Consider the following 15,154-nt stretch of genomic DNA (forward strand, 5'->3'; position numbering starts at 1 on the left):
TTCCGGGGCAGCCCGCAGGGCTGAACCCGGAATCTGGAGATGAGTCCCAACAATTTCGAGATTCCGGGTTCGATGCTTTCGCATCGCCCCGGAATGACGGAGAATTGACCATGACCATCTCCCGCGAACAGGACGTCACGCTGGCCGTGCTGGCGGTGATGGAGCAGACCACCAATCCGCGGCTGCGCGAGATCATGGTGTCGCTGATCAAGCACCTGCACGGCTTCGTCCGCGATGTCAGGCTGACCGAGGCCGAATTCCGCGAGGCCGCCGCCCTCGTCGCCGAGCTCGGTCAGCGCACGAACGACACCCACAACGAGGTGGTGCTGATGGCCGGCTCGCTCGGCGTCTCGCCGCTGGTCTGCCTGCTCAACAATGGCGATGGCGGCAACACCGAGACCGCGCAGTCGCTGCTCGGTCCGTTTTGGCGGCTGAACTCGCCTGTTACCGCGAACGGCGGCTCGATCGTGCGCTCGGCGACACCAGGGCCGGCGTTGTTCGTCAATGGGCGCGTCGTCGATCCCCATGGCGCGTCGGTCGCGGGCGCCGAGGTCGACGTCTGGCACGCCTCCCCGGTCGGCACCTACGAGAACCAGGACCCGGAGCAGGCCGACATGAACCTGCGCGGCAAGCTCGCGACCGATGCCGATGGCCGCTTCTGGTTTCGCTCGGTGATGATGGTCGGCTATCCCATCCCGACCGACGGGGTCGTCGGCCGCCTTCTGAAGGCGCAGGGCCGCCATCCTTATCGGCCGGCGCATCTGCATGCGCTGATCGTCAAGCCGGGATTCAAGGTCCTGATCTCGCAGGTCTACGACCCCAACGACCCGCACATCGACAGCGACGTCCAGTTCGGCGTCACCAACGCGCTGCTCGGCAACTTCATTCGCCACGACACGCCGCACCCGACCGAGCCCGACGTCACCACGCCCTGGTATTCGCTCGATCACGTCTACCGGATGGAGATCGGCGACACCGTGCTGCCGCGCGCGCCGATCAAGTAGCGCTTCGGAATATCCATGCTAGTGTGGGCAAGCTGCAACCCTGAAGGGACGGCGCCCACATGTCCTCCACCGACTTGCCGTCCGTTGCCAAGCCTGCCGCGTTGACGGCGACGATGCGTGAGGCGGGTGTGCTCGAGTCCGGCGCGGTCTCGGACGTCGCCGTGATCAGCGACCGGCCGATGCTGGTGTCGCGCATCATCCGCCTTGGTTTGTCCTATAGCGGCGCGGCCCCGGACGCGCCCAGGACGCTGATCCTGAAAATCCCGATGCCGGCCTTCGCCAAGACGCTGTGGCGGGGCGGGCGCCACGAGGTCGACTTTTATCGCGGACTGGCGCGGCTCATGCCGACGGGCCTGGTGCCCGGCTCTTACGGCGGCGCGTGGGACGAAGCCGCGCTCACCTGGCACTTGTTGCTCGAGGATCTCACCGACACGCACCAGACGGCGACGCCATGGCCGCTGCCGCCCGCGCTGCCCCAGGCCGAGGGGATCGTGCGGGCGCTTGCGCGGCTGCATGCGGCGTGGTGGGACGATCCGCGGCTTGGCGTGTCCATCGGCAGCTTAGCGACCGCGGACGAGCGCGCCGAGCGCGGCAGGACCTTTGCCGGCCACTATCAGCGCTTCGCCGATCAGTTGGGAGACCGCCTGAGCGCGGACCGGCGCGCGGTCTACGAACGCCTGATGGCGGCGACGCCGCGGCTCTCGGAACGCTATCTGTCGCGGCGAAACCTCAGCATTGCGCATGGCGACGCGCATGTCTGGAATTTTCTGGTGCCGAAGGCCGCCGACAGCGACGACGTGCGCGCGTTTGATTTCGACCAGTGGCGGATCGGCGTGCCCGCGAACGATCTCGTCTACATGATCGCGCTGCAGATCTATCCCGACCGTCGGGCGCGGATCGAGCGGCCGTTGCTCGACAGCTATCATCAGACATTGGTCGCAGGCGGTGTGACCGGCTACGACAGGGCGTCGCTGGATCAGGACTATCGTCTCGCCGTGCTCTGGCACATCGCCCAGCCGGTCTGGCAATGGGCGATCCAGCTCCCGCCGGTGATCTGGTGGAATAATCTCGAGCGCATCTTCCTTGCGTTCGACGATCTCGGCTGCCGCGAATTGCTGGACTGACGGCGCCTCCCTCGAGACAGGGCCGCACGCGCGCGGCGAGGTCTTTGTCGGTACACGTCACTGCGGTGCATTTGCCGTCGTCGCTACCAGCGCCCTCAACGATTACCAGGGATTGTTCGCCGGCCTTAAACCGCCGGCTAGCATCGGCGCGACATATCGGCATGGGCATGGCGTCGAGGCGAAGTTCGTCGACGGCCTGCGCTCGGTCGCGGCGACGATGGAGCTGCTGGACCTGCAGGAGAAGCGCTCGGAGTTCGTCAAGCACGTCCAGGCCGCGGTCGAGGCCGACGTGCAGTCCAACGGCCTGGAGCTGGAATCGGTCTCGCTGACCAAGCTCGACCAGACCGACATCTCGTTCTTCAACGCCGAGAACTTCTTCGACGAGCGCGACATCGCCAACAAGACCGCGAGCACCCGTGCCGAGGTGGCGAGCGCGACGCAGACGGCGTGGCAGACGGGTCGGCGCCCGCTGACGCTCTGCGTCATCGGGCTTGCCCGGGACGACAGCGGAGGTTCTCGGTTCGGGATTCTTGATACCGTCAGCCCGCGACGCGAGCGACCAATTCCCCCGGGGCTGGGGGCGGCGCTGGAGGAGCCACCGCCCCCGCCCGGCACATCACGAGTGGGGCGCTCATGAAGTGCAGTCCCTGCGCGCAACTCATACGCAGAGAACCGAGTGGGGTGAGCAGAAGATAGCCGGAAACGCGCCGGATTGAAGTTACAAATCCATCACGTCGCGGTCACCTTTTTGCTATCCCGGTCCCGCTGCGTCTCAACAGCGCACGCTTTTTCCGTCGCGGGGAACGGTCACTCCATCACCGCGTGATCGGCCGGTGCCGCCTGCGCGCGCAGTGCCGTCCGAGTCGAGCCGATCATGACCGCGAGCGGGATCGAGACCAGGATGAACATCATGACCAGCTGGTAGTCGTGCGAGAAGGCGAGGATCTGCGCCTGCACCATCACCATCGCATCGGCCATCGCGCGGCCGGCATCCGTGGACAGGTTCAGGAGGCCGGCAACATTGGGCATCTGCAGCGCGTGATTGAACGGGTTGATGTGCTCGACCAGGATCGCATGGTTCCGCCGCGTTCCCTCGGTGAGCTGCGCGATCGCAATGGAGATGCCGATCGAGCTTGCGACATTTCGCACCAGGGTCAGCATCGAGGTTCCATCAGTCCGTAGCTCGCCTGGCAGCGTCAGGAACGCAACCGTCGACAGCGGCACGAAGACGAGGCCGAAGCCAAACCCCTGCATGATGCTGATGGTGATGATCTCGGGCACGCCGGTCTGGTCGGTCCACGCCGTCATCTGGAACAGCGACAGCGCCGTGAGCGCAAGCCCGACGACGATCAAGGTGCGGGCCTCGATATAGCGCAGCATCCGCCCGACCAGCATCATCGCGACGAACGTACCGCAGCCGCGCGTCGCCAACAGCACGCCGGCGGTGATGATGGGATAGCCGATGACGTTCTGCAGATAGGGCGAGGACAGCGCCATGGTCGAGAACAGCACGAGGCCCATCACCGTCATGAACACGCAGCCGCCGACGAAATTGCGGTCCTTGAACAGCGCGAACTGGATGAACGGGCGCTGCGTCGTCAGCGAATGCGCCAGGAAATAGTAGAAGCCGACGCCGGCGACGATGAACTCGATGATGATCTCGTTGCTCTCCAGCCAGCCCTGATCCTCGCCGCGGTCGAGTGCGATCTGCAGCGAGCCGATGCCGATGGCGAGCGCAGCGAACCCGAACCAGTCGAAGGTCAGTTCCGCGTTCGGCTTGGTCTCCTCCATGAACGCCATCAGGCCGAGCACGGTCACGGCGCCGAACGGCAGGTTGACGAAGAACACCCAATGCCAGGAATAGGTCTCGGTCAGCCAGGCGCCCAGCGACGGCCCCATGATCGGACCGAGCATCACGCCCATGCCCCAGATCGCCATCGCCTTGGCGCGCTCATGCAGCGCGTAGGAATCGAGCATGACGGCCTGCGACAGCGGTACCAGGGAGGCGCCGAACACGCCCTGCAACAGGCGGAACAGCACCATCTGGGTGATGTCCTGGGCAAGCCCGCACATCACGGACGCGATGGTGAAGCCGGCCGAGCAGACGATGAAGGTGCGCTTGCGGCCGAAGCGGTTGGCGATCCATCCCACCGGCGCGGTCATGATCGCGGCCGCGACGATGTAGGACGTCAGCACCCAGTTGATCTGGTCCTGCGAGGCCGACAGCGTGCCCTGCATGTAGGGCAGGGCGACGTTGGCGATGGTGGTGTCGAGCGCCTGCATGATCGTCGCCGTCATGGCGCAGATCGTTACCATGTTGCGGCGGAATCCCGGAACCGCCGATGATGAGGCCGCCGGCGCAGTCATGGCGCGCTACTCCTCCTTCTCCGCCGCATGCGCCGCTCCGAACAGCCCGGCCAGCGTACGCTCGTGGCCGGTGTCGATCGATACGTTGACGCTCATGCCGGCCTTCAGCCTGGCGACGAACCTGTCGGTCTTGTCGAAATGGATCCTGACAGGCACGCGCTGCACGACCTTGACGAAGTTTCCGCTCGCGTTCTGCGGCGGCAGGATCGCGAACTGCGCGCCGGTGCCCGGCGACAGCGAGCCGACCGTGCCCTTGAAGCGATGGTTCGGGAAGGCGTCGACGTCGAGTTCGACCGGCTGGCCGACCGCGACATAGGTGAAGTCGCTCTCCTTCGGATTGGCGTCGACCCAGGGATTGCCGACATCGATCACCGAGAACACCGGCGTGCCCGCGGTGACGAAGCGGCCGAGCTGGATCTGGTCGACCTGCGTGGCGATGCCGGGCATCGGCGCGCGCAAGGTGGTGTGGTCGAGATCGCGCTGGGCGTCCTCGAGCTTGGCCTTGGCCTGGATGTAGGGCGGGAACTGTTCCAGCGGCAGCTCGGGATTGCCGAGCAGCTGCGTTTTCGCGTTCGATAGCTGCTGCTTGATGTACTGCGCCTGCGCGCTCGCCGTCACCAGCGCATTCGCGGCGTTGTCGAGGTCGAGCTGCGAGCCGAATTTGTTCTTGGCGAGCGTCTGCTTGCGTTCGACGTCCTTCTGCTTCAGCTCGATGCCCTGCTGGGCCAGGTCGAGCATCTGGCCGTAGATCTTGATGTTGGCGGTGAGGTTGTCGTAGGTGGTCCGCGCCTGCTCCAGCGCCGCCTTGGTCTGGTCGACCGCGAGGCGGTAGGGCACGGGATCGATCTCGAACAGCTCGTCGCCCTTTTGCACCTGCTGGCCTTCCTTGACGACGACCTTGATGATCTTGCCGGAGATGTCGGGGGTGATGAGCACCTTCTGGGCGCCGACATAGGCGTCGTCTGTCGTCACGTAGCGGCCGCCGTTGAGATAGAGCACGAGGCCGCCGACGGCGGCGACGAGCGGCAGCACGACCAGCAGCAGCGTGCGACGGTAGCGGCGGACGAATCCGGGGCGCGCCGGCTTTTCGGCGTCGGCCGCCGCATCCGAGCCGGCTTTCTGTTCGGGGGCGAGTTTCAGGGCGGGCTCAGCCATAGTGCTGCTCCTTTCGCTGCTCGTCGCACAACGACTGCAGGGCGTTTCTCACGTTTTCTTTGATGGCCTCGAGGTGGGTCATCAGCCGCTCGGCGTCGTCGGCGCTGATGCCCTGAAGGGCGGTGTCGGTCAGATCGCCGCGCAGCACCGCGAGCTTCGCGAGCAGCGGACGCGCGGCCTTCTTCAGATAGAGCCGGTTGACGCGGCGGTCGGTGTCGTCGCCGCGCCGCTCGATCAGCCCAGCGTCGGCGAGCTTGTCGATCAGCCGCGTCAGCGTGATCGGCTGCATCTCCATCTGCTCGGCGAGCTCGGACTGCTTCATCCCCTCGTTGCGCTCCACCTTGGCGAGCACGGCCCATTGCGCGCGGGTCATGCCGAAGCGCGCCGCCTCCTTGTCGGCATAGGCGCGCACCAGGCGCTGCAGCTCGCCGAGCGTAAACAGGAAATTCACGTCCGCGGACGTGCGGGTCATGGCGGATCTCGATTCAGTGGCGGAAGAAATTGAGCTTTGGCTGTAATGAGCCTCCGATATAATAAGCAAGCTTATGAATATTTGATGGCCCCGCCGAGCGCACCGGCCCCGCCGAAGATGCATGGCTCGGCCGCGGCCTTTGGCGAGACCGGCCCGAGATGCTAGATTGTCGGCAATGACCCTCGCAAAGCCCACCTTCCCGGCGCCGGACCACGACCATGGCCGCTGCGCGGCCGATGCCCTGGACCATGCCGAGCGCATCTGCGCTCAGCGCGGCCAGAAGTTCACGTCGCAGCGCCGCCAGGTGTTGGAGGCGCTGCTGTCGAGCCACCGGCCGCTCGGGGCCTACGAGATCATCGAGGAACTTGCCAAGGTGACCGCGCGGCCCGCGCCGATCACCGTGTACCGCGCGCTCGAGTTCCTGATGGCGAACGGCCTGGTGCACCGCATCGAGAGCCGAAATGCCTTCCTCGCCTGCGCCCACGACCACGAGCAGACCGCGCTGGTGGCGTTCCTGATCTGCGAGAGCTGCGGCGCCGTTGGCGAGGTTCCGGCTGCGCCGATCGCGGAAAGCCTGAAGCTGGCCGCTGCGGCAACGGGCTTCACACCGAAGCTTTCCGTCGTCGAGATCACCGGGTTGTGCGCGCATTGCCAGAGGGTCGCGTGAGGTCCGTCACTGCGGCCGAAGCTATACACGTGTGAATGACTGTCGTATTCGAGGTTCAGCGCGAGAACGGTGCGCGCAGGGAGAGGCCAGCACCGCCGCCGCTCTACCTCCGCATCATCTCCGACCGACAAAGACAAAGCTGACCACACCTTGATGGCGGTCCGAATACAAAGAAGCGCGCCAGGGAGCCAACGTCCTCGTGTCCGCAACGTCAACCTCATCCGCCGCGACCCGGCCGCTCGGCCTGGGCGCGATCGCCGTCATCCTCGTGCTGTGCCTGTCCTGGGCGTTCAATCAGATCGCGGTGAAGCTCGCGCTGCCTGAAATTCCGCCGCTGCTGCAGGCCACCTTCCGTTCGCTCGGTGCGCTGCCGGTGCTGCTGGTGTTCGCGCGGGTGCGCGGCGTGAAGATGTTCGAGCGCGACGGCACGCTGGGGCTCGGCCTGGTGGCAGGCCTGCTGTTCGGCTTGGAATTCGTGCTGATCTATCAGGGCCTGCTGCTGACCTCGGCGTCGCGCGCCATCGTGTTCCTGTATACCGCGCCGTTCTTCGTCGCGCTCGGCTCGTTCCGCTTCCTCGGCGAGCGGATGGGGCCGGCGCAATGGGGCGGGCTGGCGCTCAGCTTCACCGGTGTGGCGCTGGCGATCGGCATTCCCCAGGCCGATGTCGACGGCCGCGTGCTGCTCGGCGATCTCCTGGTGGTCGGCGGCGGCCTGCTCTGGGGTGTGACCACGGTGTTCGTCAAAGGCACCCGGCTGCGCTTCATCGCGCCCGAGCGGGCATTGGGGTACCAGGTCGCGGTCTCTGTCCCGATCATGGCCGTGGCGGCGCTCATTGCCGGGGAGCGGTTGACCCAGGTTCCCAGCCCGTTCGTGATCGGCCTGATGGCCTACCAGTCGATCTGGGTGGTCGGGACCACGTTCACGATCTGGTTCGCCCTGATCAAGGCCTACTCGGCCAGCAAATTGTCGGCATTTACCTTCATCACCCCTTTATTCGGGGTGGTGGCGAGCTATTTCATCCTGCATGACGCCCTGACGCTGGCCTTTGGCCTGGCTGCCGTGCTTGTGATCGTTGGGCTTTTTCTCGTAAACCGCCCGAACCGCGTGGTCCTGGCCGCGACTGATCCATTGCTGAATGTCACCAAAACCTGATATCCGAGCGCCCATGAACAAGCCCGAGATCCTGACCGAGAACACCTCAGCGTCCGATGTCGCCGGACCCGCTCCCCGGCATCAGACCACCCGCGTCATGGTCGGCAACGTCGCCGTCGGCGGCGGCGCCCCGATCGTGGTGCAGTCGATGACCAACACCGACACCGCCGACGTCGACCAGACGGTGGCCCAGGTTGCAGCGCTGGCGCGCGCCGGGTCCGAGATGGTCCGCATCACGGTCGACCGCGAGGAGGCCGCCGCGGCCGTCCCGCAGATCCGCGAGCAACTCGACAAGCGCGGCATCACCACGCCCTTGATCGGCGACTTCCACTATATCGGCCACAAGCTGCTGACCGACTATCCGGCCTGCGCCGAGGCGCTGGCGAAGTACCGCATCAATCCCGGCAACGTCGGTTTCAAGGACAAGCGCGACACGCAGTTCTCGACCATCATCGAGCTCGCCAACAAATACGGCAAGCCGGTGCGCATCGGCGCCAATTGGGGCTCGCTCGATCAGGAGCTGCTCAGCAAGCTGATGGACGAGAACGCCGCCTCCGCGAACCCGCGCGATGCGCGCGCGGTGATGCGCGAAGCCATGGTGCAGTCGGCATTGCTGTCGGCCGCCCGGGCCCAGGAGCTCGGCATGCCGAAGGACCGCATCATCCTGTCGGCCAAGGTCTCGGCCGTGCAGGACCTGATCGCGGTCTATCAGGACCTCGCCGCACGCTCCGACTACGCCATCCATCTCGGCCTCACCGAGGCCGGCATGGGCTCGAAGGGCATCGTCGCCTCCTCGGCGGCGCTCGGCATCCTGCTGCAGCAGGGCATCGGCGACACCATCCGCATCTCGCTGACCCCGGAGCCCGGCGGCGACCGCACCCTCGAAGTGCAGGTCGCGCAGGAGCTGCTGCAGACCATGGGCTTCCGCACCTTCGTGCCGCTGGTTGCGGCGTGCCCGGGCTGCGGCCGCACCACCTCGACCACGTTCCAGGAGCTGGCGCGCTCGATCCAGGATTTCATCCGCGAGGAGATGCCGTCCTGGAAGACGCAATATCCCGGCGTGGAAGCGCTCAACGTCGCCGTCATGGGCTGCATCGTCAACGGCCCCGGCGAATCCAAGCATGCCAATATCGGCATCTCCCTGCCCGGCACCGGCGAAGCCCCGGCCGCGCCGGTCTTCGTCGACGGCAAGAAGTTCCGCACCCTGCGCGGGCCCACCATCGCCGCCGACTTCAAGGCGCTGGTCATCGACTACATCGACCAGCGATACGGCAGCGGCGCCAAGGCGCTTGAAAAGGCGCCGGAGAGTGTGACCGCGGCGGAGTAATAGGCTCCGCTCCGGCCCCGCCCCGGCCATCCCGCGAAGGCGCAGAGGGCCCGTTAGGCAGAACCCTCTTGGCCGTTCCTTCGAGACGACCGCCTGCGGCGGTCTCCCCAGGACGAGGACCGACGTCTCGGCGAACGAACCCTCATGGCGAGGAGCGCCGCTCGCGGCGCGTTCAGGCGATGCTCTCGCATCGCTTTGAGAACCATGAGGCCCGACTTCGCCGCGCCGACCGCGCTGCAATTGCAACCGGCGGCTGCTGGTCTCCAGCTACTCGTTCTGAAATTTTCCGCAGCGCGCGGCTGCTGCGACACGCGCCGTTGCCGTGACGACACGATCCGCCTCGCGCCGCCCCACTGCTGCCCGCATGATCGGCACCTTGAGGCCTGCTCAAGAGGACGCCTCGATGAATCTCGACATCCGCGAAATGGAACTCGCCGAGACCTCGATGGTCATCGACTACTTCTATTCGTCGAGCATCGAGCAGCTCGACGTGATGGGAATCGATCCGACGCGGATGCCGACCAGGCAGGTGTGGACCGGACTGTTCCAGACGCTCTACGACACGCCCTTGGCCGAGCGCGCGGCGCTGCTGGTGATCTGGCGGCTCGACGGCCGCCCGATCGGCTTCTCCAGTTGCGACCGCATCGTGTTCGGCAACCGCGCCCACATGCATCTGCACGTCACCGAGCCGGAGCTGCGCGGCCGCGGCCTCGGCACCGCATGCGTCCGCCGCAGTATCGATTTCTATTTTGAGCGGCTGCAGCTCAAGCAGTTGTTCTGCGAGCCGCACGCCTACAACACCGCCCCCAACCGCGCGCTGCAGAAGGCCGGCTTCCGCTACTTGAAGACCTACAAGACCGTGCCCGGCCCGATGAACTACCATCAGGCCGTGACGCGCTGGATGATCGAGCGGTGAGGGTGAGGCTCCCCTCGATAGCGGGGAGAGATGTGCGCGGCTCTATCCACGTCATTGCGAGTGCAAGCGAAGCAATCCAGGGCCGCGCAAGGATTTCTGGATTGCTTCGCTGCGCTCGCAATGACGGCGTTTGCCGCAACATCGCGTCCTACAACCCCGCCACCAGCCCTCAGCTCCTACAGCGGCACGTGCCCATATTCGCGATTGGCGAGGCTCGCCTCTTCCAGATCGAGATCGCGCTCGATGCGGCGGCGGGTTTCGTCGGTGATCTTGCCGTCGCGCAGCATCACATGGATGAATTTGCGTTCTGCCGTGATCAGCTCGCGGGTCAGCTCGATGCCGAGCGCGGATGCGTCGTTGTCCTCGGGCTTCAGACCTTCCGGGAGCTGGTTGGTCCGTACCTCGTGGCGCGCCCGCAGCAGCCGCACCACCTCGTCCGACAGCTCGCGATCGCTGGTCATCGTCTCCAGCGACCGCAAGGCGCTGTCGAGCGCCTCGCGCCGGGCCGCGATCTCCTGCTCATGCTCGCGCTGATGCTCGGCGCGACCCTGGTTGCCGACCCCGAGCCAGCGCACGACGGCCGGCAGGGTCAGGCCGAGACCGATCAGGGTGAAGAAGATCACGCCGAAGGCGATGAACAGGATCTGGTCGCGATAGGGAAACGCATCGCCGGTCGAGAGCGTCAGCGGCAGCGCCAGCGCGGTGGCGAGCGAGACCGTGCCGCGCACGCCGGTGAAGCCGATGATGAAGGTCTGCCGCCACGGCGGCAAGGGATCGCGGGCGCGCAGCGAAGAGCTCAAGAGACGCGGCAGGATGGTCGCCGGGAAGGTCCAGGCGAAGCGCGCGATCACGACGATGGCGAGCACCAGCGCGGTCGCGATCATGATGTCGTCGAGCGGAAAGACCTTCGACTTCTCGTAGATCAGCCGCATCTGGAAGCCGGTCAGCAGGAACAGCATGCCCTCGATGAGGTAGATCATCAGGTCCCAGAAGAAGATGCCCTGCAGGCGGGTTGCCGAGGAGATCCACAATGGGCCGTTCCAGCTCATGTAAAGGCCGCAGGCCACGGTCGCGATCACGCCGGAGCCGCCGACATGCTCGGGGATCCAGAACGCCAGATACGGCGTCAGCACCGACAGGGTGATCTCGACTTGCGGGTCGCGCGCGTGGTGACGGGCGCGCAGCATCAGCCAGCCGACGCCGATGCCGAAGGCGATCTCGCCAACCACGATCAGGCCGAACTCGCCGGCCGCGACCGGAAAGGAGAAGGCGCCGGTGGTGATGGCGGCCACCGCGAAGCGATAGAGGATCAGCGCTGTCGCGTCATTGGCGAGGCCCTCGCCTTCGAGGATCACCATGACCCGGCGCGGCAGATGCAGCCGGCGGGCGATGGCGAGCGGCGCCACGACGTCGGGCGGCGCCACGATGGCGCCGAGCAGGAAGCCGATGCTCCAGGGCAGGCCGAGAAGATAGTGGGTCGCCGTCGCCACAGCGGACGCCGTGAAGATCACGCAGCCGACCGCGAGCAGCACGATCGGCCGCAGATTGCGCTTGAACTCGCGCCAGCTCATCGCGACGCTCGACGAATAGATCAGCGGCGGCAGCACCACCAGCAGGACCAACTCCGGCGGCAGCGCGAACGCCGGCATCGTCGGCACGAAGGCGAGCGCGATGCCGGCGAGCATCAAGAGGATCGCCGGCGCGAGATTGGCGCGTCGCGCGATCAGGGCGGTTCCCGCCAACACGGCCAGCAGGATCAGGAATATCTGAAAGTGAGCTTCCATGGCTGGGGGCTTGGCGTCGTTGCGCCGGCGTCAATCCCGGAGGTCGTAGCGGTAGGACTTCGACACGATCTGCCAGCCGTCCTTCAGTTTCATCGCCACGAGATAATCGGTGAAATAGCGCGGCGGCAGCTGGCACCGCACCTTGATGAAGGCCGTCTTGTCGTCCGAACGGTCGATGGTGACGATGAAGTCCTCGCGCGGCTTGCCCTCGCCCTTCGCCGACGGGCGCTTGCGCACCCAGGCCAGCCAATCTGGCACGGTCAGGATCTTGAGCTCGCCATTCTCGACCCAGCGCAGGTCAGCGGTGGGGTGGAACACGGCACCGAGCTTGTCGGCCTCGCCCTCGTAGAGCGCATCGAAATAGCCCTGAACGACGGCCTCGACGGTGGAACGGTCTGTGCTCACGGCCAACTCCCTGGGAACCTGGACAAACAAGGATCGCATTTTCGATGCAAAACGGCGCTTGGCAAGGCATGAACTGGCGTCATTGCGCCAGCGACAGACTATAATGGCCGAGGCCAGGTCGATCGGGAATAAATCTGCGTGATCCCGGTCACAAGCCGAATGGGCTGAACTCTGATAGGCACGTCCCAGCAGGTCTCCCAGCGGTATGGGGTAGGTACGATGTCTTGGTCACTTCGATTGGGCGGTTACATCCTGACGGCAGCGCTGCTGCTGATCGGCCACCCCGCGCTCGCCGAGAAGCGGGTGGCGCTCGTCATCGGCAACTCCGCCTATCAGAACGTGCCGCAGCTCACGAACCCCGCCAATGACGGCGCGGTGATGACCGCGACCTTCAAGAGCGCCGGCTTCGACGTCGTCGATTACAGGCGCGATCTCACCGCCCGTGAGACCCGGCGGGCGCTGCGCGATTTTGCCGACGCCGCGCGCGATGCCGACATCGCCGTGGTCTACTATGCGGGCCACGGCATGGAGGTCGAAGGGGCCAACTACCTGATCCCGATCGATGCCCGGCTCGAGCGCGACACCGACGTCTATGACGAGACGCTGTCGCTCGACCGCATCCTGGTTGCCGTCGAGCCGGCCAAGAAGCTGCGGCTGGTCATTCTCGATGCCTGCCGCGACAATCCGTTCACCCGCAACATGCAGCGGACGGTGGCGACCCGCAGCCTCGGCCGCGGCCTCGCCAAGGTCGAGCCGACCAGCCCCAACACGCTGATCGCCTACTCCGCCAAGGCCGGCTCCACGGCGCAGGACGGCGACGGCAAGAACAGCCCCTTTACACTGGCGCTGTCGCGGCACATCGCGACCCCCGGCCTCGACGTCCGCAAGGCGTTCGGCTTCGTGCGCGACGAGGTGCTGAAATCGACCGGCAACCGCCAGGAACCGTTCGTCTATGGCTCGCTGGGCGGTGAGGACGTGCCGCTAGTCCCCGGCGTGCCGCGCGTCGTCACGCAGATGCCGGTCGCACCGCCCGCAAATCCGCAAGCCGACATCCGGCGCGACTACGAGCTCGCGATGCAGGTCGGCAACAAGGGCGCGCTGAACGCGTTCCTGGCGCAATATCCGGACGGCTTCTATGCGAGCCTGGCCAAGTTGCAGCTCGAAAAGCTCACCGCCGAGGAGAATCGCGCCGCCGCTTCCGAGAAGGCCCGCGCCACCGAGGCCGAGCGCGCGCGACTCGTCGCGGAGGGCGCCCGCAAGGATACCCTCGCCAAGGCGGAGGCCGAGGCCAAGGCGGCCGAGCAGGCGCGCATTGCTGCCGAGAAGGCCAATCAGCTGGCGCAGCAGCAGGCGGCCGACGCCGAGAAGAAGCGGCAGGAGCAGCAGCTCGCGGCGGCCGACAATCCGCGCGCGGCGACATCGCCGGGCGCGCCGGCGGCCGCAGCCCTGCAGCAGGGGCCGGAGGTCGCCTCGCTGACTCCCCCATCGCAGCCGGCTGATCTCGCCAAATCCGTTCAACTCGAGCTGCGCCGCGTCGGCTGCCTCACCGAGGACGCCGATGGCGACTGGGGCTCGGCCTCGCGCCGCTCGCTGTCGCAGTTCAACCGCTATGCCGGCACCAAGCTCGATACCCAGGCCGCCTCGGCCGATGCGCTGCAGGCGATCAAGCTCAAGCAGGCCCGCGTCTGCCCGCTGGTCTGCCAGCATGGCACCAAGTCGGACGGCGACCGCTGCACGCGCGTCGTTTGCGCCGAGGGCTCGTTCGTCAACGACGACAATGAATGCGAGAAGCGGCGCGAGAAGAAGCCGGTTGCCAGGCGCGGGCAGGACGACGGGGACGTGCCGTCGCGCCGTCGCGGCCGTGCTGCTCCCGAGCCCGGCCTGCCGCTTCCCAATGCCAGCGTCGGCATCGGGTCGGCCCCGGGCTATGCCAGGCCGCAGACCCAGGCCGCCCGGCCGCCGAAGTCCACCGGCCAGATCTATTGCGATGCCTATCTGTGCCGCGCCGTCAGGCCCGGCTGCCGTCTCGAATATCGTGGCGGCGGTGGTCCGGCCAACAACGCCAGCGTCGAGGTGTGCAACTGATCAGGACGAGATTACGCTGGCGGCGATGTTGACCATCAGGGCGACCAGCGCGGTGTTGTAGATGAACGAGATGATGCCGTGCACGGTCGCGGTGCGGCGGATGATCTTGTCGGTGATGCCGACGTCGGAGACCTGGGCGGTCATGCCGATGACGAAGGAGAAGTAGACGAAGTCCCAGTAGTCGGCGTGCTCGTCGGTGTCGCCGCTGGGGAATTGCAGGCCGCCGGGCTTGGCGCCGCGGTAGTAGTCATGAGCGTAGTGCAGGGCGAAGGTCGCATGCACCGCGGCCCAGGACAGCGAGACGGTGAGCAGCGCCAGCGTCAGCGCCGGCGCGTCGCGCTTGGAGGCGCCGAGCTCGAGCACGATCGCTGCGATGCTGGCAAAGGCGCCGAGCGCCGTGACCAGCAGGATCACGAAACGGCCGTCGTCCTGCATGATCGCCTTGCGGCGGATGTGATGATGCTCGCTGCGAAGCATCATCGCCGCGACCAGCACGAGGTAGAGCGCGGTGAAGATGTCCCAGGCGAGCAGCAGCCGCGTGATCAGGCGGAGCGCCTGCGGCAGCAAGAAGAACGCGATGATCGCGATGCCCAGCGAAACGAAGGTGCGCGGCCGCGCATAGATGACGCGCAACGCAGCCGGCATGCTTGCGAAGCGAGCGAGGTCCGGATCGTCGGGATGGACTCCGGCCAACG

Annotated in this window: 13 protein-coding genes and 1 pseudogene; 8 read left to right on the forward strand and 6 right to left on the reverse strand. The window is 66.3% G+C overall.

The features are described 5' to 3' along the window. Positions 1 to 110 precede the first annotated feature (110 nt). From QX039_RS14315 to QX039_RS14325, 3 genes and pseudogenes are all read left to right on the forward strand, one after another. A complete protein-coding gene (locus tag QX039_RS14315) occupies positions 111 to 1,004 on the forward strand; it encodes a dioxygenase (RefSeq protein ID WP_315735303.1) in 894 nt (297 codons plus the stop codon). 59 nt (positions 1,005 to 1,063) lie between these two features. Beyond that, complete coding sequence (locus QX039_RS14320; protein ID WP_315735302.1) at positions 1,064 to 2,128, forward strand: phosphotransferase; 1,065 nt, start codon at positions 1,064 to 1,066, stop codon at positions 2,126 to 2,128. Between the two features lie 172 nt (positions 2,129 to 2,300). Continuing rightward, positions 2,301 to 2,576, forward strand: a pseudogene (locus QX039_RS14325) (SPFH domain-containing protein); the annotation flags it as partial. A 359-nt stretch (positions 2,577 to 2,935) separates the two neighbouring features. Here the strand turns inward: QX039_RS14325 and QX039_RS14330 are convergent. Genes QX039_RS14330 through QX039_RS14340 form a run of 3 tightly spaced genes read right to left on the reverse strand, consistent with a single transcriptional unit; the run spans position 2,936 to position 6,122 of the window. Further along, the gene (locus QX039_RS14330) at positions 2,936 to 4,495 is read right to left on the reverse strand and encodes a DHA2 family efflux MFS transporter permease subunit (RefSeq protein ID WP_315735301.1); all 1,560 of its coding nucleotides are present in this window, start codon (positions 4,493 to 4,495) and stop codon (positions 2,936 to 2,938) included. A gap of 6 nt (positions 4,496 to 4,501) precedes the next feature. Next, positions 4,502 to 5,650 carry an HlyD family secretion protein gene (locus tag QX039_RS14335; RefSeq protein WP_315735300.1) on the reverse strand — a complete coding sequence of 383 codons (1,149 nt, stop codon included), beginning with the start codon at positions 5,648 to 5,650 and terminating at the stop codon, positions 4,502 to 4,504. Next, complete coding sequence (locus tag QX039_RS14340) at positions 5,643 to 6,122, reverse strand: MarR family transcriptional regulator (RefSeq protein WP_315735298.1); 480 nt, start codon at positions 6,120 to 6,122, stop codon at positions 5,643 to 5,645. The genes QX039_RS14335 and QX039_RS14340 overlap by 8 nt, the downstream gene beginning before the upstream one ends. Positions 6,123 to 6,297: 175 nt before the next feature. Between QX039_RS14340 and QX039_RS14345 the strand changes: the two genes are divergently transcribed. From QX039_RS14345 to QX039_RS14360, 4 genes are all read left to right on the forward strand, one after another. After that, the gene (locus QX039_RS14345) at positions 6,298 to 6,789 is read left to right on the forward strand and encodes a Fur family transcriptional regulator (protein WP_315735296.1); all 492 of its coding nucleotides are present in this window, start codon (positions 6,298 to 6,300) and stop codon (positions 6,787 to 6,789) included. A 199-nt stretch (positions 6,790 to 6,988) separates the two neighbouring features. Next, complete coding sequence (locus QX039_RS14350; protein WP_315735294.1) at positions 6,989 to 7,942, forward strand: DMT family transporter; 954 nt, start codon at positions 6,989 to 6,991, stop codon at positions 7,940 to 7,942. Positions 7,943 to 7,955: 13 nt separating this feature from the next. Continuing rightward, a complete protein-coding gene (ispG, locus tag QX039_RS14355; RefSeq protein WP_315735292.1) occupies positions 7,956 to 9,269 on the forward strand; it encodes a flavodoxin-dependent (E)-4-hydroxy-3-methylbut-2-enyl-diphosphate synthase in 1,314 nt (437 codons plus the stop codon). Positions 9,270 to 9,672: 403 nt separating this feature from the next. Then, positions 9,673 to 10,185 carry a GNAT family protein gene (locus QX039_RS14360; protein WP_315735290.1) on the forward strand — a complete coding sequence of 171 codons (513 nt, stop codon included), beginning with the start codon at positions 9,673 to 9,675 and terminating at the stop codon, positions 10,183 to 10,185. 176 nt (positions 10,186 to 10,361) lie between these two features. Here the strand turns inward: QX039_RS14360 and QX039_RS14365 are convergent, their stop codons facing one another. Together QX039_RS14365 and QX039_RS14370 are read right to left on the reverse strand one after the other, a co-directional pair. Then, on the reverse strand, positions 10,362 to 11,969 hold the full coding sequence (locus tag QX039_RS14365) for a Na+/H+ antiporter (RefSeq protein ID WP_315735288.1): 1,608 nt from the start codon (positions 11,967 to 11,969) through the stop codon (positions 10,362 to 10,364). Positions 11,970 to 11,999: 30 nt separating this feature from the next. Continuing rightward, positions 12,000 to 12,374, reverse strand: coding sequence for a nuclear transport factor 2 family protein (locus QX039_RS14370; protein ID WP_315735286.1), 375 nt, complete (start codon positions 12,372 to 12,374; stop codon positions 12,000 to 12,002). Positions 12,375 to 12,593: 219 nt separating this feature from the next. Here QX039_RS14370 and QX039_RS14375 point away from each other — a divergent pair, with 219 nt between their 5' ends. Beyond that, positions 12,594 to 14,459: a caspase domain-containing protein gene (locus QX039_RS14375; protein WP_315735284.1), complete on the forward strand. Its 1,866-nt coding sequence runs from the start codon at positions 12,594 to 12,596 to the stop codon at positions 14,457 to 14,459. On the opposite strand, the gene QX039_RS14380 is transcribed toward QX039_RS14375, so the two are convergent. Next, positions 14,460 to 15,152 (reverse strand): DUF1345 domain-containing protein, encoded by a 693-nt coding sequence (locus QX039_RS14380; RefSeq protein ID WP_315735282.1) that lies wholly within the window; start codon positions 15,150 to 15,152, stop codon positions 14,460 to 14,462. Positions 15,153 to 15,154 lie beyond the last annotated feature (2 nt).

It is taken from the genome of Bradyrhizobium sp. SZCCHNR1043 (genome assembly GCF_032489675.1).
Taxonomy (GTDB): Bacteria; Pseudomonadota; Alphaproteobacteria; order Rhizobiales; family Xanthobacteraceae; genus Bradyrhizobium.

Coding starts and splice junctions, on each gene's coding strand:
- QX039_RS14330 (WP_315735301.1), bottom strand. CDS start 4,495: ATGACTGCGCCGGCGGCCTCATCATCGGCGGTTCCGGGATTCCGCCGC.
- QX039_RS14360 (WP_315735290.1), top strand. CDS start 9,673: ATGAATCTCGACATCCGCGAAATGGAACTCGCCGAGACCTCGATGGTC.
- ispG (WP_315735292.1), top strand. CDS start 7,956: ATGAACAAGCCCGAGATCCTGACCGAGAACACCTCAGCGTCCGATGTC.
- QX039_RS14315 (WP_315735303.1), top strand. CDS start 111: ATGACCATCTCCCGCGAACAGGACGTCACGCTGGCCGTGCTGGCGGTG.
- QX039_RS14345 (WP_315735296.1), top strand. CDS start 6,298: ATGACCCTCGCAAAGCCCACCTTCCCGGCGCCGGACCACGACCATGGC.
- QX039_RS14340 (WP_315735298.1), bottom strand. CDS start 6,122: ATGACCCGCACGTCCGCGGACGTGAATTTCCTGTTTACGCTCGGCGAG.
- QX039_RS14365 (WP_315735288.1), bottom strand. CDS start 11,969: ATGGAAGCTCACTTTCAGATATTCCTGATCCTGCTGGCCGTGTTGGCG.
- QX039_RS14375 (WP_315735284.1), top strand. CDS start 12,594: ATGTCTTGGTCACTTCGATTGGGCGGTTACATCCTGACGGCAGCGCTG.
- QX039_RS14335 (WP_315735300.1), bottom strand. CDS start 5,650: ATGGCTGAGCCCGCCCTGAAACTCGCCCCCGAACAGAAAGCCGGCTCG.
- QX039_RS14320 (WP_315735302.1), top strand. CDS start 1,064: ATGTCCTCCACCGACTTGCCGTCCGTTGCCAAGCCTGCCGCGTTGACG.